At 51.1% G+C, this 17,843-nt stretch carries 15 protein-coding genes; 6 read left to right on the forward strand and 9 right to left on the reverse strand.

Annotated elements, in window-relative coordinates:
- The first annotated feature begins 2 nt into the window (after window positions 1-2).
- Window positions 3-1,499, forward strand: a complete 1,497-nt coding sequence (locus HRQ87_RS08480; RefSeq protein WP_174137283.1) for a peptidoglycan -binding protein — start codon at window positions 3-5, stop codon at window positions 1,497-1,499.
- Window positions 1,500-1,532: 33 nt separating this feature from the next.
- On the opposite strand, the gene clpA is transcribed toward HRQ87_RS08480, so the two are convergent.
- Both clpA and gloB read right to left on the reverse strand, forming a co-directional pair.
- Entirely contained in the window at window positions 1,533-3,854 is a 2,322-nt protein-coding gene (clpA, locus tag HRQ87_RS08485; RefSeq protein WP_174137284.1) for an ATP-dependent Clp protease ATP-binding subunit ClpA, read from the reverse strand.
- A gap of 204 nt (window positions 3,855-4,058) precedes the next feature.
- On the reverse strand, window positions 4,059-4,826 hold the full coding sequence (gene gloB / locus HRQ87_RS08490) for a hydroxyacylglutathione hydrolase (protein ID WP_174137286.1): 768 nt from the start codon (window positions 4,824-4,826) through the stop codon (window positions 4,059-4,061).
- A gap of 63 nt (window positions 4,827-4,889) precedes the next feature.
- Between gloB and HRQ87_RS08495 the strand changes: the two genes are divergently transcribed.
- Window positions 4,890-5,651 (forward strand): class I SAM-dependent methyltransferase, encoded by a 762-nt coding sequence (locus tag HRQ87_RS08495; RefSeq protein ID WP_174137288.1) that lies wholly within the window; start codon window positions 4,890-4,892, stop codon window positions 5,649-5,651.
- Here the strand turns inward: HRQ87_RS08495 and HRQ87_RS08500 are convergent.
- From HRQ87_RS08500 to HRQ87_RS08510, 3 genes are all read right to left on the reverse strand, one after another.
- A complete protein-coding gene (locus HRQ87_RS08500) occupies window positions 5,645-7,138 on the reverse strand; it encodes a TIGR01777 family oxidoreductase (RefSeq protein WP_174137290.1) in 1,494 nt (497 codons plus the stop codon). The genes HRQ87_RS08495 and HRQ87_RS08500 overlap by 7 nt on opposite strands.
- Before the next feature lie 3 nt (window positions 7,139-7,141).
- Window positions 7,142-7,789, reverse strand: coding sequence for a DUF4166 domain-containing protein (locus HRQ87_RS08505; RefSeq protein WP_174137292.1), 648 nt, complete (start codon window positions 7,787-7,789; stop codon window positions 7,142-7,144).
- Window positions 7,790-7,851: 62 nt separating this feature from the next.
- Complete coding sequence (locus HRQ87_RS08510; RefSeq protein ID WP_174137294.1) at window positions 7,852-8,412, reverse strand: GbsR/MarR family transcriptional regulator; 561 nt, start codon at window positions 8,410-8,412, stop codon at window positions 7,852-7,854.
- Window positions 8,413-8,786: 374 nt separating this feature from the next.
- Between HRQ87_RS08510 and HRQ87_RS08515 the strand changes: the two genes are divergently transcribed.
- From HRQ87_RS08515 to HRQ87_RS08525, 3 genes are all read left to right on the forward strand, one after another.
- Window positions 8,787-9,797 carry a taurine ABC transporter substrate-binding protein gene (locus HRQ87_RS08515; RefSeq protein ID WP_174137296.1) on the forward strand — a complete coding sequence of 337 codons (1,011 nt, stop codon included), beginning with the start codon at window positions 8,787-8,789 and terminating at the stop codon, window positions 9,795-9,797.
- A gap of 67 nt (window positions 9,798-9,864) precedes the next feature.
- Window positions 9,865-10,671: a taurine ABC transporter ATP-binding protein gene (locus tag HRQ87_RS08520; protein ID WP_174137298.1), complete on the forward strand. Its 807-nt coding sequence runs from the start codon at window positions 9,865-9,867 to the stop codon at window positions 10,669-10,671.
- Window positions 10,668-11,933 carry an ABC transporter permease gene (locus HRQ87_RS08525; RefSeq protein WP_174137300.1) on the forward strand — a complete coding sequence of 422 codons (1,266 nt, stop codon included), beginning with the start codon at window positions 10,668-10,670 and terminating at the stop codon, window positions 11,931-11,933. The genes HRQ87_RS08520 and HRQ87_RS08525 overlap by 4 nt, the downstream gene beginning before the upstream one ends.
- 74 nt (window positions 11,934-12,007) lie before the next feature.
- On the opposite strand, the gene lon is transcribed toward HRQ87_RS08525, so the two are convergent.
- On the reverse strand, window positions 12,008-14,422 hold the full coding sequence (gene lon / locus HRQ87_RS08530) for an endopeptidase La (RefSeq protein ID WP_174137302.1): 2,415 nt from the start codon (window positions 14,420-14,422) through the stop codon (window positions 12,008-12,010).
- Window positions 14,423-14,689: 267 nt separating this feature from the next.
- Here lon and HRQ87_RS08535 point away from each other — a divergent pair, with 267 nt between their 5' ends.
- Entirely contained in the window at window positions 14,690-15,526 is an 837-nt protein-coding gene (locus HRQ87_RS08535; protein WP_174137305.1) for a hypothetical protein, read from the forward strand.
- Here HRQ87_RS08535 and HRQ87_RS08540 read toward each other — a convergent pair.
- From HRQ87_RS08540 to nudC, 3 genes are all read right to left on the reverse strand, one after another.
- A complete protein-coding gene (locus HRQ87_RS08540) occupies window positions 15,523-16,263 on the reverse strand; it encodes a YebC/PmpR family DNA-binding transcriptional regulator (protein ID WP_174137306.1) in 741 nt (246 codons plus the stop codon). The genes HRQ87_RS08535 and HRQ87_RS08540 overlap by 4 nt on opposite strands.
- A gap of 72 nt (window positions 16,264-16,335) precedes the next feature.
- Window positions 16,336-16,797 (reverse strand): SRPBCC family protein, encoded by a 462-nt coding sequence (locus HRQ87_RS08545; protein ID WP_174137308.1) that lies wholly within the window; start codon window positions 16,795-16,797, stop codon window positions 16,336-16,338.
- Between the two features lie 7 nt (window positions 16,798-16,804).
- On the reverse strand, window positions 16,805-17,770 hold the full coding sequence (gene nudC, locus HRQ87_RS08550; RefSeq protein ID WP_174137309.1) for an NAD(+) diphosphatase: 966 nt from the start codon (window positions 17,768-17,770) through the stop codon (window positions 16,805-16,807).
- Window positions 17,771-17,843 lie beyond the last annotated feature (73 nt).

The following is a 17,843-nucleotide window of genomic DNA, read 5'->3' on the forward strand; positions in this document are numbered from 1 at the left end:
CCATGTCGCTATCGCGTCGCACTGGACAACGCTTTCAGGCCTCGATCTGGCCTGGATTTGTTGATGCGATGACGGCCCTTTTACTGGTTTTGATGTTTGTTCTGACGATCTTTATGGTCGTGCAGTTCATGCTGCGCGAAACAATCACGGGCCAGGAAAGCGAATTGGATGCACTGGCGTCGCAGGTCATGTCACTATCTGATGCTTTAGGTTTGGAACAGGATCGCGCAACAGAACTACAAGAAGAACTGGGTCAACTGACCAACACACTCACCAACACACAAAGTGCCTTGGAAATAGCCCAGACCCGTATTTCCGAACAAGATCAGGCGCTTGCCGATGCGCAAACACAGATAACCGGATTTGAGGCGCAAGTCGCAACGCTTTTATCCCAACAGGCCAATCTGAATGCGTCCCTTGCGGAGGCACGCGATGAAATCGATGCCGAAAAAGAAGCTGCACGATTGGCAGCAGCAAGGCGACAAGCCTTGGAAGCGCTGATTGCAGATTTGGAAGGCGAATTGGAAACAACGCAGGATACTTTGACCCTTGCCGAAGCTGCACGATTGGCCGAAGCTGCAGCAGCGCAAGCTTTACGTGACAGGCTGCAAGGTGCCGAAGATGAATTAATCGCAATGACCTTGTCCTTGGAAGAACAGCGCAGACAAGCGGAAGAAACACTGACCTTGCTTGCAGCCGCCGAAGCCCAGTCAGAACAAGCCACAACCGAAGTCGAACGACGCGAAGCTTTGCTGGCGATTGCAAATGACACACTGTCCCAAAGCGAAGCGCAATCAGCAGAAGATCGTCGCAAACTGACCCTGATGAACCAACAAATTGCGGCACTCAGATCGCAAATGGCCAGTTTGCAAGGTTTGATTGATGCCTCGGCCGAAGCCGATCGTGATGCAGATGTTCAAATCGAAGCATTAGGCACGCAATTAAATTCAGCGCTTGCACGCGCGGCTTCCGAAGAACGCCGTCGTCGCCAGCTTGAGGAAGCTGAACGCAAAAGACTTGAAGCCGAAGCGCAAAATCTGGAACGGTATCGGTCAGAATTTTTCGGTCGCATGCGCGATTTGCTTGGCGCACAAGAAGGCGTGCGAATAGTTGGTGACCGCTTCGTCTTCTCATCCGAAGTTCTTTTTCCCCTTGGCAGCGCAAGCCTGTCTAACGCAGGACGTGGTGAAATCGCCAAGATTGCCGGCATCTTACAAGCCGTTGCAACTGATATTCCGGACGATATTGATTGGGTATTGCAGATTGATGGCCATACCGACAACACACCTGTTTCACGCAGCAGTGCTTTCGATGACAACTGGGAACTTAGCCAAGCCCGCGCACTGTCTGTTGTGCGCTATATGGTTGAAGAACTTGACATTCCACCAAACAGATTGTCTGCTAATGGGTTTGGGGAATATCAACCAATCAATCCCGCAGATACCGTTGATGCGCGTGCACAAAACCGCCGGATTGAATTGAAATTCACCGAAAAGTAAAAGGCCTCGTGATTTCCCGAGGCCTTTTCATTACTAATCCGCAGTCAAAAGTGGCGGTTTTTTCGTTGATAGCCGTCGATTTTCCGGCGCTTCAAGCTCCAAATCAAGCTCTCCGTCTTTCATACCGACTTTCACGATGCCACCTTTGGCCAATTTTCCGAAAAGTAGTTCTTCGGCCAGTGGTTTCTTGATGTATTCTTGGATAACACGACCCAAAGGACGTGCACCCATTTTATCGTCATAACCCTTATTAGCTAACCATTCTGCAGCATCTTTCGTCAGCTCAATCGTGACATTGCGATCCATCAACTGGGCTTCCAATTGCAAAACAAACTTCTCAACAACTTGCAGGATGACTTCTTTTGGCAATGGCGCAAAACTGATCACAGCATCCAGACGATTCCGGAATTCAGGTGTAAATGTACGTTCTATCGCCGCCGTATCTTCACCTTCGCGACGATCACGTCCAAAGCCAATCGCAGCTTTAGCAAGCTCTGTCGCGCCAGCATTCGACGTCATGATCAGGATCACGTTGCGGAAATTTACCGTACGACCATTGTGATCGGTCAGCGACCCATTATCCATGACCTGCAGCAAAATGTTGAACACATCTGGATGTGCTTTTTCGATTTCATCCAAAAGCAGAACACAATGCGGATGCTGATCCACACTGTCTGTCAACAGACCGCCCTGGTCAAAGCCAACATATCCGGGGGGGGCACCGATCAAACGGCTGACAGCATGTTTTTCCATATACTCAGACATATCAAAGCGCAGAAGCTCTACGCCCAAAGTATCTGCCAGCTGCTTAGCCACTTCGGTTTTACCCACACCAGTCGGGCCTGCGAACAGATAGTTGCCAATTGGTTTTTCGGGTTCCCGCAAGCCGGCACGCGCCAATTTAATAGCCGAGCTTAATGCCCCAATTGCATCATCTTGACCGAAAACAACCCGTTTCAATGTTGTTTCGATATCCTTAAGAACCTCAGTGTCATCTTTCGATACACTTTTCGGCGGAATACGCGCAATTTTGGCAACAACAGCTTCGATTTCCTTTGCACCGATCGTCTTGCGACGTTTGGATTCGGCGACCAAATGCTGGGCTGCCCCTGCCTCATCAATCACATCAATCGCCTTGTCGGGCAGCTTGCGATCATTGATATAACGTGCCGACAGTTCAACGGCCGTTTTGATCGCATCGGACGTATATTTGATCGAATGGTGATCTTCGAAGTAAGGCTTTAGCCCTTTTAGGATCTTGACGGTATCTTCGACTGACGGTTCATTCACATCAATTTTCTGGAAACGCCGTGACAGCGCACGATCTTTTTCGAAATGCTGACGAAATTCCTTGTACGTCGTAGACCCCATGCACCGCAGCTTTCCACCCTGAAGCGCAGGTTTCAGAAGGTTAGAAGCGTCCATTGCACCGCCAGATGTTGCCCCGGCACCGATCACAGTGTGGATTTCATCAATAAACAGAACCGCGTCAGGGTGATCTTCCAATTCGGTCACAACTGCTTTCAGCCGCTCCTCAAAATCGCCGCGATACCTGGTTCCGGCTAAAAGTGCGCCCATATCCAGCGAATAGATTGTCGCGTTTGACAACACTTCTGGCGTTTCGCCTTTTACGATTTTTCGCGCCAAACCTTCTGCAATCGCGGTTTTACCAACGCCAGGATCGCCCACCAGCAGCGGGTTATTTTTACGACGGCGGCACAGAACCTGAATGCAGCGTTCAACTTCAAGATCACGACCGATTAATGGATCAACATCACCTTTACGGGCCTTGGTATTTAGATCGACGCAATATTTAGCAAGCGCAGATTCCTTGGCCTCTCCACCCTCAGGCGTTGCGGCTTCTTCCTCAAGATCTGTCGCACCTGTTACAGGGCGCGCTTCGCCAAAAGATGGATCTTTTGCCACACCATGTGCGATGAAATTTACGGCATCATAGCGGGTCATTTCCTGTTCTTGCAGGAAATAGGCCGCGTTTGATTCGCGTTCAGCAAAGATTGCGACCAACACGTTGGCGCCGGTTACTTCGGTCCTGCCAGAGCTTTGCACATGGATGGCTGCACGTTGGATGACGCGCTGGAATGCCGCCGTCGGAACAGCCTCTGATCCCTCAACATCGGTGACCAATGTCGCAAGATCATCATCTATGAAGTCCACAAGTGTTTTTCGTAATGATTCCAAGTCGACACTGCAGGCCTGCATGACCTTGGCAGCGTCAGGTTCATCCACTAATGCCAGCAACAAATGCTCTAATGTTGCCAGCTCGTGGTTGCGCGCATTGGCCAGGGCCAGCGCGGAATGAATTGCCTGCTCAAGTGTGTTCGAGAATGACGGCACGGTGGCGTGCTCCTCTAATCTGGGTCGACGGGGGGCCAAGAACCCCGCGACAACCGTGGCCTCTTAAGTATTAAGGTTCGGTTGTTTTCTGAAACCTTCAAGGTTTTTTTCGTCGCGGGCGATCACTTTCTGGGCAATCCTTGTAAAATAGCCCGCTTTAGCGTCGTCTGATCGACAAAATACCCAACTATAGTGCAAAAACCATCAAAAGTTATCTTTACGCTTTCTGATTTCTGCGAAAACTTCCTCATCGCTTTTTCCATCCATATGTATTGCAGATTTTACATCCGCCAAGTCTGCGCGCAAAAAAGGATTGGTCAGACATTCATCTGACAAGCGCGATGGCACGGTCGGGGTGTTGTTTTTACGAGCAATTTCAATCTGACGGAAACGAGAGATAAGATCATTATTCTCAGGTTCAATAGTCAGGGCAAATTTTGCGTTGCTCGCAGTATATTCATGACCAGAGTACACCAGCGTATCAGCAGGCAAAGCCCTGATCTTGCAAAGGCTGTTCCACATCTGATCTGGCGTACCTTCAAACAGACGCCCACATCCAAGTGCCATCAAACTGTCCGCTGTGAAAACTGCCTTTGTCGATGGCATATGAAAGGCAATGTGCCCAACCGTGTGGCCGGGCACATCCATCACATGGCATTCTGCGCCACATACGATCAGCGTATCGCCATCTGCCACCTGTACATCAAGATCGGGCAACCGGGCTGCATCTGCCTTGGCCCCAATCACGCGTGGGGCATAGCTATCACGCAATTGCGCAACGGCATCGATATGATCAAAATGGTGGTGCGTGATTAACAGATCAGTCAACTGCCATTCATTCTGATCAAGAACGTCTTTTATGGGTTCAAATTCGGGCGCATCCACCAATGCAGTTTCACCGCTATCGGAATTATGGACCAAAAAGGCATAGTTATCGGTGCGGCACGGGATGGTGATAATCTCAAGGGGCATGGTCTTTCCCTTTCTGGGTGATAAGGTTTGACTTAACGTTGCCTAATCTGGAAAGTGTGCGCAATGCATCTTGATGTATTGGACCTAAAATCTTTTTATTATCGCAGTGCTTTGGGACGGGCGGCACAAACGGTTTTGCGACATCAGTTGCTGCGACTTTGGCCAGAAGCACACGGTCAAACCGTTACCGGATTTGGCTTTGCGGCCCCTTTGTTGCGCCCCTATCTGGGCGATGCCAGGCGCGTCATAGGCCTGATGCCCGGCCCGCAAGGCGTGATGCCATGGCCCAAAGGACAGGAAAATGTCAGCGTGCTTTGCGAAGAAACCCACTGGCCACTGCAAACCGGATGCATCGATAAGCTTGTTTTGTTGCATGGGCTGGAAACCTGCGAAAACCCGACGGCGCTTTTGAACGAATGTTGGCGCTGTCTTGGTCCTGGCGGTAAGGCGGTTTTTATCGTGCCCAACCGCGCGGGGCTTTGGTCGCGCAGCGATCTGACGCCTTTTGGCTATGGTCGTCCCTATTCGTTGCGTCAGCTTGAGGCACAGCTGAAAAGCCACTCCTTCGCTGTCGAACACTCTGTCTCGGCCCTGTATCAACCGCCGTCCTCCAAAAAGTTCTGGCGCAAAACCGCCCCCTTTTGGGAGGCGGGTGGTCAAAGCATTCCCATCCTTGCCACCGGCGGCGTTCTGATGGTCGAGGTCAGCAAACAGGTCTATGCCCCCCGCAAACCCGGTCTGCCCGCCGCCGTAAAGCGCCCGCTTGAGGCACTGGACGGTCTTACCAATCCAGCGCCCAAACCTGTTCCACACGGGCGTCATTGAACCGCCCTAGCATCAGTCACGTTTTTTGCAGTAACCACGTCTTTGGCGCCAGTGATCTGTCTTAGCATCGGACCAAGTTGTGTATGCCTAAATGTGAACCCGTTTTCCAAAAGCACTTTTGGCAAAACACGCTGGCTGCCCAGCATAGTTTCACGCGCCAGATCCCCCAGTACAGTGGTCAAAAGCCAGGCAGGCAAATGCAAAAACGCAGGGCGGGTCAAAGCCACTGCCAGCTTTTGGGTGAATTCTTCATTCCGCACCGGATTTGGCGCGACAGCATTCATTGGCCCCGCCATATTCGGATTGGACATCGCAAAGGCAATCACACGGATCATGTCATCATGCTCAATCCAAGGCATCCATTGTTGCCCATCGCCCATTCTACCGCCGCCGCCAAATTCAAACGGGGTCAGCAGTTTGGCCAATAGTCCGCCGTCGACCCCCATAACCAACCCAATGCGCAGCCGGACGAGCCGGACACCCAACTGTTCAATCGGCGCTGCCGCATCTTCCCAGGCCTGACAGATGTTATGAACGAAAGCCGGTTCGGGCCGGGAATATTCATCCAGTGTTTGATCACCCTGCAAGCCATACCACCCAACCGCAGACCCGCTGATCACACAATCAGGCTTATGATTTAACCGACCGACCAAATCACTTACGCCCTTAGTCATATCAACCCGCGATGCGATAATTCGTATGCGTTTCTTTACAGTCCAAAGACCGTTTGCGATAGGCTCGCCAGCAAGGTTTACGATTGCATCAAAAACCTCATCATCCGATATTTGACCCAAGTCAGCGACCACGCGCACGGGATGCGCCAATTCATCAACCTTGCGGATATCCCGGGTCAACACGGTGACGCGGTGGCCAGCTGCAACCAAAGCCTGCACCAGCCGCTGCCCGATGAAACCCGTTCCACCTGTCACCAAAATCCGTTGACGTGGTTTCAAAGCAGACACCAGTTGTGCCGGATCGCCCCGCCCCAATCTGTCGCTACGGGATGCCGCCAGCAGATCGCGGGCACTGAACACACCGACACCAATGGCAGAAACGGTTGCCATCACACTCCACCAGCCATAGCTGACAGGGGTCAAACCGCTTGGCAAAAACGCCCATTCCCAAAGGTAAGGGGCCGCCAACGCAAGGATCGCACCATAGTTTAATGCCAACAAGGTATGGTTGACCCGTTCTGTCGCTGGTAACTTGCGGGTCAAATCCTCTTCCACGAAGTCCCAAAGAGTGATCAGAACTTCCACAATAAGGATCGCCACTAAAATTATGGTGAAAATACCGTGGGGTTCAATCCACGCGAAACATATAAAAATCACCGCATAAAAGAAATTCCGTACACCGTGCAACCGCAGTTCATGTTTTTGTGATGCGCGCCAAGCTAAACGTTCGGTACCCTCATGATGCACAAGCGTATCGAATGCCCCCATCAAAACCTGAATTGATATCAATGTCCAAAGAACAGGGTTATCCATGGCTTATTCCTTTGCATCCTGGAAAACGGCATCCTGTTGGACCAAAAGCCCAAACAGTCGGTTATGAAGATTCAGCGAAAACAAAAACTTGCTGTCGCCCAGATCATGATGACCAATTGTCAGCGCGCCGGGGCTAAGCACCCGTGGCAACCGCCAACGACGGCCGAAAACCTTTAGAAAATAATGATCGCTTTTGAACAAAAGCGCATCATTGGTTGCTTCAACCCGCAACGCTATACCAATGCCAAAGCCGATATATTCTTCCAGTCCTGTCGACCCGGCAAACCTTTTTGAGCTGTGCACCAACTGTGGAAACCCAGACTGCCGACCATACTGCCGGATCCAAAACTGACCGCTGCTTGCACAGTCTTCGGTCACAGTGACAACGGCAGGCTTGCCGATAGAAGACAGATCATAGGGCAACGGCGCACCGATCAAACGTGTGACCTGCGCCAATATCTTGCCCAGTCTGCTGATCTTCATTGCAGTGACTTCACCTTGATAAACAACACTGGCGCCAGCTTTTAGCTTTTTGCCAAAACGGCGACGCACAGCAGGCGGCAGACGGAACCAGTTTTCTTGCCCCAACAAATCGTAAAATCTGGTATCGGGGTCGCGGGCTTCGGGGGAAATTATATGACGTATATGCATCTGTCGTCCAGTTCGGTAATAACACTCATTTCTGTATTAACGGAAATATTTTGATAAATTTTTTATTCAGACTTCTTTCCAGTGATCTTAAGCATGGAAAACACTTTGTTCCCCATCTTCATCAGCATCTGAAGTTTTGATTTCGGTACACCCAACATTTGACCGTACCAATGATCTGCGATCGCCAGAAAATCTTGCATTTCTTTCATGCGCTGCATCACAACAGGGTTCAAACCTTGCTCAGTCTTGGCAGTTTCCAGGCATTCAGCCAAAGCGGCCATTGCAGGATCAATTTCACGTTCCTTACGACCCGCTGCGATACGCATGGCCATTTCCCATACATCAACTTCAGCCACGAAATGTTCACGTCGGTCCCCTGATACAGGCACGCGCTTGATCAACTTCCAGCCAACCAATTCTTTCAGCGAATTGGATACGTTGGAACGCGCAATGCCCAATTGATCTGAAATCTGTTCTGCATTCATCGGGGATACGCTGAGAAAAAGCAGCGCATGAATTTGAGCAACGGATCGGTTCACGCCCCACTGACCGCCCATGTCACCCCAATACAGGATAAATTGCTGACGTGCTTCAGATTCGGATATATCTTTTATTTCTGTCATGACAGAAATTTCTGTTATTTCAGCCCACATGTCAATAACTTTCTCACCAAACTTATATTTTCTTGGAAAACTGAGGTGAAATCCGCTGATATATGATCACATCGCTTAAACACTTAAAATTGAAGTGAAACTTCGGCTTTGCTGAAAGATGCAAAACATGCATTTTTAATTGCGCAATAAATACGTTTACTATCAGAAATTGTCACAAAAAATGCATAACGGGCAACTTGAGGGCTTTTCTGGTGAACCGATGTGTGCTTCGCTGAAGGTATTCGGGCCACGTAAAGAGCCTGCTGTAAAAATCACAACGCGACGCAAGATCGCTTTTAACAGTCAAAACCGCAAATGCGGTCAAACCACACGGGAGAATACGAATGACCCTGAAAACAAACTTTTTCGGCGCAATGGCCGGGGTTGCGATGCTGACCAGCGCACAAGCGGCAATGGCTGCTGGCCATGGCGGCGAATTGACGGTTGGTTATTTTCTAGAATGGCCCATGCCGTTTCAATACGCCAAGGTCAATGGCATCTATGAAGAAGAACTGGGCGTTACCATTAACTGGCGCACATTTGATGCAGGCACCGCGATGAGTGCAGCCATGGCATCAGGTGATGTGCAGTTGTCCATCAGCCAAGGTGTGCCGCCCTTTGTTGTGGCAGCCTCGGCAGGGCAGGATATTCAGATCGTTGATGTTGCTGTCGCCTATTCCGAAAATGACAACTGTGTCGTGGCATCCGGCTTGGAAATTGATGCAGCCTCGGCCAGCGAACTGGCGGGCAAGAAAGCAGGCGTTCCAATTGGGACAGCTGCACATTACGGCTTTTTAAAGCAAATGGAACATTTCGGCGTTGATGTATCATCAATGGAAGTCGTTGATATGGCCCCCGCTGAAGGTGCGGCAGCGCTGGCCCAAGGGTCTCTTGATATGGCCTGTGGTTGGGGTGGTGCCCTGCGTCGCATGAAAGAACATGGCAACGTGTTGCTGTCTGGTGCAGAAAAAGAAGAATTAGGCATTCAGGTGTTTGATGTCACATCAGCACCCTCTAACTTTGTGGCTGAAGAAGCTGAATTGCTGGCGAAATTCCTGAAAGTCACCGCCGACATGAATGCCATGTGGAACGCTGGCGAAAACCGCGACGAAATGCTGGAAGTCATTGCCAAAGATTCAGGCATGGATGTTGCGGCCACAGCTGCCACAATGGACACATTTGTGTTTCCGTCGGTCGAAGATCAGCTTAGTGAAAAATGGCTTGGCGGTGGCAGCCAGACTTTCCTGAAAGAAGTAGCTGACTTCTTTGTCGAAACCGGCAATATCGACAGCGCACGTGACAGCTATGAAGGTGCTGTTGCAATTGACGCCCTGAAATCACTGGACAACATGTAAATTGTTATCTGGGCGACGCGGGTTTCATTGCGTCGCCCGCCCATTCCCCAAATAAAAAGGACGGGCCATGTCAGGGCTGTCAGTAGAAAATATTTCAATGCGGTTCGATCTTCCGAACGGCGCATCCGTACAGGCGTTACAAGATGTATCGCTTCAACTGAAAGAAGGCGAACTGCTAAGTGTTCTGGGACCTTCAGGCTGTGGCAAGACCACATTGCTTAATATCCTGGCCGGATTTCTGGCGCCCACCGAAGGTCGCATCGTCATCAATAATCACACGGTCACCGGCCCCGGTGCCGAACGTGGTATGGTCTTTCAAAAAGGCGCACTGTTCGAATGGATGAGCGTGCGTGAAAATGTCGGCTTTGGCCCACGGATGAAGGGCATGGCAAACGCCAAGAAGAACGAAATCGTCAACCATTTGCTGGATGTGGTGGGGTTGCAGGATTTCAAAGAAAAAGCTGTCTATGAACTGTCTGGCGGTATGCAGCAGCGCGTGGCTTTGGCCCGCTGTCTTGCCAATGAACCTGACGTGATCCTGATGGACGAACCCCTTGGCGCGCTTGACGCGCTGACCCGCGAAAAGATGCAAGGGCTGGTACTGAAGCTGTGGAAAGAAACCGGCAAAACCATCATCCTGATCACGCACTCAGTTGAAGAAGCGTTGCTGCTTGGCGAACGCCTGATTGTGATGGCCCCCCGGCCTGGCCGAATTCACAAAGAATACGAATTACCATTTGCCGAACGCGGCGTCGGCGCTGACCTTCGCGAGGTGAAAAAATCCGAAAGCTTCGCTGAAACGCGCGACGAAATCCTAAGTATGATCTGGGACATGGAAGAGGAAATCATGGGCCGGACGGAGGCAACATCATGATACCTTTTCTGATCTACGTTGCGATTTTCATTGGATCCTTCTTCGCCGTAAAAGCGATTGCAAAAGGGATGACCAAAACCAGCGATTTCACTTCGCTGAAAACAGTCACCTTTGGTGATGAAAGCGCCGTTACTCCAAATAAAGTAGCCTCAATCATATCAATCGCGACCATATTTCTGTTGTGGGGGGCATTCACAGGATCTTGGTTAACGCCCATTCACGTACCCGGACCGTTTCAGGGCGAAGGGGCCTTTACCTATACGGCTCAAACTGCGGACGGGACCACAGATGATGCAACTGTTTCGGTCATCGTTCATGCTGTGGGCGAACCAGTTGATGCCCCTACAGTCGAACCCGGTGATGGCTTTGCCAAGAATGACGCAATGTCGCTTGCCGTTTGGCGTAGTGACTTGATCCGTGTTGATCGTAATGACGAGGTAACTCGGGATGACGGGGCCACGGTAATCGCCGTGAACGGCCAACCCATTGCACCAGGCGGTGAGGTTTCAATCGACATCGGAAGCGTATCGATGACCCCCAAAGGAACGCTGAACTTTGAACCTGCAAAAGGCTGGCAGATGGAGCCGATCTGGCTGCCACCCCCCGAACAGGTGGTCTATCGGCTGTGGAACATTGCCAAGGATGGCTATCGCAATTTCACATTGTTTGAACACTTAGGCTATTCATTGTTTCGTGTGGTTGTCGGTTTTGTTCTGGGCGCGCTTGTCGGTATTCCGCTTGGGTATGCGATGGGCCTGTCCAACTGGTTCCGCGGGTGGTTTGACCCGATTGTCGAATTCATGCGTCCGGTGCCGCCATTGGCGCTGATCCCGCTGATCATCATCTGGTTTGGCATTGGTGAAACGGGAAAGATTATCCTTTTGTTCTTGGCATCTTTGTGGATCATGACGATTTCGGCTAGGTCGGGCGTATCTGGCGTGAATATCTCTAAAATCCATGCGGCCTATTCGCTTGGGGCGTCCAAGGCACAGATCATGCGACATGTGATTGTGCCCAACTCGTTGCCTGAAATATTCACCGGTGCGCGTGTGGCCATGGGCGTATGTTGGGGTACGGTTGTCGCCGCTGAACTGGTTGCCGCTGAACAAGGTGCCGGTCAGATGATTGTCGCAGCTTCAAAATTTCAGCTAACAGATATCGTGATCATGGGCATCATCCTGATCGGGATCATCGGTTTTGGAATTGATATTCTGATGCGTTGGGGTGAACGGGTGCTGGTGCCTTGGAAGGGCAAATCCTAAGCCCCGTGAATCACACTTAATACAAAAAAGGCGCGTCGATTGTGACGCGCCTTTTCTTTTACATTAATCAAAAATCAGTGTGTGACTGTGCCCGATCTTCCATCGCTCGATGTATCAAGCGATTTTTGAGCAGCAGCAGCTTCTTCGGCCGCTTCGTCCCATTCAATCGGCTCTGGCTCAGACACAAGGGCAAGTTTTAGAACTTCGCTGACGTGGCTGACAGGAATGATCTCAAGACCCTCTTTCACATTATCAGGAATCTCTGTCAGATCCTTTTCGTTTTCTTCAGGGATCAGCACGGTTTTGATACCGCCTCGTAAGGCTGCCAGCAGCTTTTCCTTTAATCCGCCTATGGGCATAGCATTCCCACGCAACGAAACTTCGCCAGTCATCGCAATATCACGGCGCACAGGAATCTGCGTCAGCACTGAAACAATAGACGTCACCATAGCAAGACCAGCCGACGGCCCATCCTTTGGTGTGGCCCCATCCGGAACATGGACGTGGATATCCAGCTTGTCGAATTTCGGCGGCTTGACCCCGATCTGCGGACTGATCGACCGGACATAGCTGGACGCCGCATCAATCGACTCTTTCATGACATCGCCCAATTTACCCGTCGTTTTCATCCGACCCTTACCAGGCAGACGCAGTGCCTCAATCGACAACAGATCACCGCCAACGCTGGTCCAAGCCAGGCCAGTTACAACACCGATCTGATCATCTTGTTCGGCCAGACCATAACGGTGACGCTTTACACCCAAATAGTCTTCAAGGTTATCAGCCGTTACTTGGACTTTTTCGACCTCTTTCTTGACGATCTTGGTCACAGCTTTCCGGGCCAGCTTCGCGATCTCACGCTCAAGGTTCCGCACACCAGCTTCGCGGGTGTAAGTGCGGATGATCTCTTGCAACGCCTCATCATTGACTTCGAACTCAGACTTGCGCAGACCGTGGTTCTTTTTCTGTTTTTCGATCAGATGCTGCTTGGCGATCTCGCGCTTCTCGTCCTCGGTATAACCGGCCAGGGTGATGATCTCCATCCGGTCCAGCAACGGACTTGGCATGTTATAGCTGTTGGCCGTAGTCAGGAACATGACGTTTGACAGATCATATTCGACCTCAAGATAGTGGTCGACAAATGTGCTGTTTTGTTCAGGATCCAGAACCTCAAGCATCGCACTTGCAGGATCGCCACGGAAATCTTGGCCCATCTTGTCGATCTCATCCAACAGGATCAGCGGATTGGTCGTTTTCGCCTTTTTCAGCGCCTGAATGATCTTGCCAGGCATTGACCCGATATAGGTCCGTCGGTGACCGCGAATTTCAGATTCGTCGCGCACCCCACCAAGCGAAATACGGATAAATTCACGCCCCGTCGCCTTGGCCACTGATTTTCCAAGCGATGTTTTACCAACACCGGGCGGGCCAACCAGACATAAGATCGGGCCTTTCAGCTTGGTCGATCGTTGCTGCACGGCCAGATATTCGACGATGCGTTCCTTGACCTTTTCCAGACCATAATGATCGGCATCCAGAACCTTTTCAGCGTTGCCAAGATTCTTTTTCACGCGGCTTTTGACACCCCATGGAATCGACAGCATCCAATCCAGATAATTCCGCACCACAGTTGCTTCTGCAGACATGGGCGACATGTTCTTCAGCTTTTTGATTTCGGCATCCGCCTTTTCGCGGGCCTCTTTGCTTAGTTTTGTGTCAGCGATGCGTGCTTCCAGTTCGGCCACTTCATTGCCGCCCTCTTCGCCATCGCCCAGCTCTTTCTGAATGGCCTTCATCTGCTCATTCAGATAATATTCACGCTGTGTACGCTCCATCTGGGATTTCACGCGAGTCTTGATCTTTTTCTCGACCTGCAGAACGCTCATCTCGCCCTGCATCAGCCCATAGACCTTTTCAAGCCGCTCAGACACGATCAGCGTTTCAAGCAATTCTTGCTTTTGCGCGACTTCGACGCCCAAATGACCCGCGGCAAGATCGGCCAGCTTGCTGGCTTCATCACTTTCCGCAACGGCGGCCAGCGCCTCCTCGGGGATGTTTTTCTTGACCTTCGCATACCGCTCAAACTCTTTCGCGACAGAGCGGGTCAATGCATCGACGGTCTCTTCATCACCAAGCGCTTCTGGCAAATATTCAGCCTGCGCTTCGAAAAAGCTGTCGTTTTCGATATATTCAGTGATCCGCACACGTGCGCGTCCTTCGACCAGCACTTTCACAGTGCCATCCGGCAGTTTCAGCAACTGTAAAACATTGGCCAGAACACCGGTCTGGTAAATCCCGTCGCTTTCGGGGTCATCCACACTTGGGTCAATCTGGCTTGACAATAAAATCTGTTTGTCATCTTGCATCACATCTTCCAATGCACGCACAGATTTTTCGCGGCCAACGAATAATGGCACCACCATATGGGGGAATACCACTATATCGCGCAGCGGCAGTACAGGATAGGATTGGCTGAGTGGCTCTTGCATGCTCATTCCTTATATTAGCAAAAAGGCTCCGGTCCCGCTTGGCAGCAACGCACGGCCTTTTCCGGTCAGACTGTGTAACTTGGTGTATCAGCGGACAGGTTTCAAGCGCACCGCCAAAATGTTGATCCCAACATACGAAAGCAAAGAAGAACTACAAGCTAACAAAAAGTACAAAAATATGGAAAATCCGACACAGTATTATCCACAGTCTGACAAAGCATTGCCACAATGTCGGGTCAATGAACCCCGCAGGGGACTGTTAAGGCCATGTTAAGACGTATTTTTCGCCAACGTAGGCGTATCTTTCTGTTCGCGCTTTTTGTGACCCTTGCCGGCGTCATTACATTTACGCAGGCACAGGCGATTTCGTTACGTCTTGCGACTGCAGCTGCTGCATTTTTCGTCGTTTTTCTGATCGGTGCAATTTTTATTATCCTTTTACCACGCTGGCGACGCTTACTTGAGCTGATCGGATTGGGTATCTTTGCCGAAGCGATGGTAAAATTTATGTTTCCAGTATCCTATACATGGCTGTCCGAACAAGTCATTGGCGGTACAGTCTTTGTTCTGTTTACCATGTTTTGCTATGTGCTTTTGTATGGTCGCTGGTCTGATTGGCTGAATATTTCGCTGAAAGTTGGCAACAGGCACAAATACAAGATCAAACGATCACGCGAAGCGGTTTGGTCGGCTATCGTTCCCGGCGCTGCCCCGCCCGATGAATACTGGACAGGCAATCTGGCCGGTTTTCATCAAGACCGCGAAGACCCCGATACAGTCAACCTGCGCTTTCAAATCGGCGAAGATACGTTTGAAAATATGTCGATCACATTCCTGGATCAGGACCCGCCAAATTCCTGCCGATACTATTTTGTTGGCGAACCGTCTGAAAGCGACAGCAGCTTTGACGAAGGTGTTTTCGAAATCACCATCAAAAGCCTGAAGGCGGAAAAATGCAAGGTGAATACGGCCCTGCACCACACAGCCATGCGCCCGCGTGAGGCGCTGGATTATTGGATGGATGACAGTTTTCGCGACGACAACGACAGCTTCCGCGCCCATATTCTGGGCAAGCGGGACTGGTCGATCCGAAACACCTATTAAAGCTGGGCCAGAACCTCGTCCGAGGCTTCGAAATTCGCCGTCACACGCTGTACATCGTCATCATCTTCAAGCGCGTCAAGTAGCTTCATCAGCTTTTCCATGCCTTCAAGATCAAGTTCCGTGGTCGTCGTCGGTTTCCAGATTAGTTTTGTCGATTCGCTTTCGCCTAGCTCATTTTCAAGCGTCGTAGAAACCGCGTTCAAATCTGTATCTGCACAATAGATGCTGTGCCCATCGTCCGAACTTTCGACATCCTCGGCGCCCGCTTCGATCGCCGCCATCATGACGGTATCAGCATCACCAACGTCCGCTGGATAGGTCACCTCGCCCTTGCGCTCAAACATAAAGCTGACTGACCCCGTTTCGCCCAGATTGCCACCGCTTTTGGTAAAGGTCGACCGCACATTGCTGGCCGTACGGTTTTTGTTATCTGTCATGGCTTCGACAATCACGGCGACGCCACCGGGGCCGTACCCTTCGTACCGGATTTCGTCATAGTTCTCTGCGTCCCCGCCCATCGATTTCTTGATGGCCCTGTCAATCACATCCTTCGGTACAGATTGCGATTTCGCCTCTTTCACGGCCATCCGCAAACGTGGATTCTTTTCGGGATCAGGGTCGCCCATCTTGGCAGCCACAGTGATCTCTTTGGCCAGTTTTGAAAACAGTTTTGAACGCGCCGCGTCCTGTCGCCCTTTGCGATGCTGGATATTTGCCCATTTTGAATGGCCTGCCATGGGTCTTCTCCCGATTAAGTTATGAAATCTGCACGTTCTATAAAACAACAGGGCTGTCAGTTGCAATCCATGCTATCGGCCATGCTGTGTTTCTATATCTTCGGCAAACGCCGCGATGCGCGCTTTATAACGTTTTGTCAGCTTGCCCTTGGCCAGCCGCAACGATTGCAACAAAAGCCTTGCAGACAAGGAACGCGGGCGAAGATCAAAGCTGACAAAAATCCGGGTTTTATTGGGCGATAACGCCACCAGTTCAATCGCCGTTTCAACATTCAACCCACCGACTTTCGATGCAAATCGCAGCTTGTGCGGCACCTGATAGATCTGTAATTCCGTATCCATAACCCGTGGCTTGCCACGATAATTAAACCGGATGTCCCATATCATCCCCACACCGGGGCTTTTCAGATCATCCTGCCGCCGGATCGTAACGCCACGACGCATGGCCATACGCTCAAATGCCTTGAAATCCGACACATAGTCAAAGGCAAACCCAATCGGAACCTGAACATCTTCGCGTGCAGAAAACTTCATCTATCTTCTAATCCAACTGATCGGCCAGCCAACGATGCAACAGAAAATGCGCAATCGCACCTTTGCGAGCGGGCGCAATATCGGGGTGCGTATCGGCAAATACCTGCATCATATCTTCGCGCGTCACCCAAATCGCATCCTCTATTTCCGTGGGGTCTATGGTTATTTCATCACTTATTGCTTCGCCATAACACCCAAACATTAACGAAGATGGAAACGCCCAAGGTTGCGAGGCCAGATAATCGACACGCCCCACCCGAATGCCCGCTTCCTCAAATACCTCGCGTCGCACGGCGGCTTCAATGGTTTCACCAGGTTCCACAAAACCCGCCAACAGCGAATACATCCGATCCGGCCACCCCGGTGACCTCCCCATCAGTACCTTGTTACCCCGCGTGATCAACATGATCACCACCGGGTCTGTGCGCGGAAAATGATGTCCACCACAAGTCACACAATCGCGCTGCCAGCCGCCTTGCGCCATCTGTGTTTCTGCACCACACCGCGCGCAAAACCCATGGGTATGATGCCACCCAAGTACAGCCTTGGCGGTCGCGGCCAATTCCGCATCTCTTGCGCTCAGCCGGGTCATGATCAAGCGCAGTTCGGCAAATACATGATTTGCGGGCACATCCGGCGGGTGCTGTTCACTTGGATCCAGAAACAGCCCCAAACTTTCGCGATCCATTTCAACCGGTTCCCAGTGCGATACGTCTGCGGCAAAGCGCGGCTGGCCGTCATCCATACCCAAAAACACGAGCTGATCAAGGCGGTCCGGCACCAACGCATGCTTGGCATCTACCCACGCCAACCGATCCCGATCTGCGCCTGCGACCAAAGGTTTACCGCGCCATATCATCAATACCGGTGCGCCATGGGTCAGCTTATCTGCCAACAGATCTGATTTGCCCCTCAGTTCGGCCGCCCGGTCTAACCCAGACCCGCCAAACGTCACCGTTTCTGCGATTTTCATTCACTTATCCCTTTGAAAACCACATGCCACGGGACGAAACAGATGGCAAACACGCAAAACGCACGTATAACGT

Origin of the sequence: Parasulfitobacter algicola, from assembly GCF_013315265.1 — a bacterium.
Classification (GTDB): Bacteria; Pseudomonadota; Alphaproteobacteria; order Rhodobacterales; family Rhodobacteraceae; genus Parasulfitobacter; species Parasulfitobacter algicola.

What these genes read in the sequence shown, in the direction of transcription:
- HRQ87_RS08480 (WP_174137283.1), top strand. Translation starts at nt 3, where the DNA reads ATGTCGCTATCGCGTCGCACTGGACAACGCTTTCAGGCCTCGATCTGG.
- gloB (WP_174137286.1), bottom strand. Translation starts at nt 4,826, where the DNA reads ATGCCCCTTGAGATTATCACCATCCCGTGCCGCACCGATAACTATGCC.
- HRQ87_RS08495 (WP_174137288.1), top strand. Translation starts at nt 4,890, where the DNA reads ATGCATCTTGATGTATTGGACCTAAAATCTTTTTATTATCGCAGTGCT.
- HRQ87_RS08500 (WP_174137290.1), bottom strand. Translation starts at nt 7,138, where the DNA reads ATGGATAACCCTGTTCTTTGGACATTGATATCAATTCAGGTTTTGATG.
- HRQ87_RS08505 (WP_174137292.1), bottom strand. Translation starts at nt 7,789, where the DNA reads ATGCATATACGTCATATAATTTCCCCCGAAGCCCGCGACCCCGATACC.
- HRQ87_RS08510 (WP_174137294.1), bottom strand. Translation starts at nt 8,412, where the DNA reads ATGACAGAAATAAAAGATATATCCGAATCTGAAGCACGTCAGCAATTT.
- HRQ87_RS08515 (WP_174137296.1), top strand. Translation starts at nt 8,787, where the DNA reads ATGACCCTGAAAACAAACTTTTTCGGCGCAATGGCCGGGGTTGCGATG.
- HRQ87_RS08520 (WP_174137298.1), top strand. Translation starts at nt 9,865, where the DNA reads ATGTCAGGGCTGTCAGTAGAAAATATTTCAATGCGGTTCGATCTTCCG.
- HRQ87_RS08525 (WP_174137300.1), top strand. Translation starts at nt 10,668, where the DNA reads ATGATACCTTTTCTGATCTACGTTGCGATTTTCATTGGATCCTTCTTC.
- lon (WP_174137302.1), bottom strand. Translation starts at nt 14,422, where the DNA reads ATGCAAGAGCCACTCAGCCAATCCTATCCTGTACTGCCGCTGCGCGAT.
- HRQ87_RS08535 (WP_174137305.1), top strand. Translation starts at nt 14,690, where the DNA reads ATGTTAAGACGTATTTTTCGCCAACGTAGGCGTATCTTTCTGTTCGCG.
- HRQ87_RS08540 (WP_174137306.1), bottom strand. Translation starts at nt 16,263, where the DNA reads ATGGCAGGCCATTCAAAATGGGCAAATATCCAGCATCGCAAAGGGCGA.
- HRQ87_RS08545 (WP_174137308.1), bottom strand. Translation starts at nt 16,797, where the DNA reads ATGAAGTTTTCTGCACGCGAAGATGTTCAGGTTCCGATTGGGTTTGCC.
- nudC (WP_174137309.1), bottom strand. Translation starts at nt 17,770, where the DNA reads ATGAAAATCGCAGAAACGGTGACGTTTGGCGGGTCTGGGTTAGACCGG.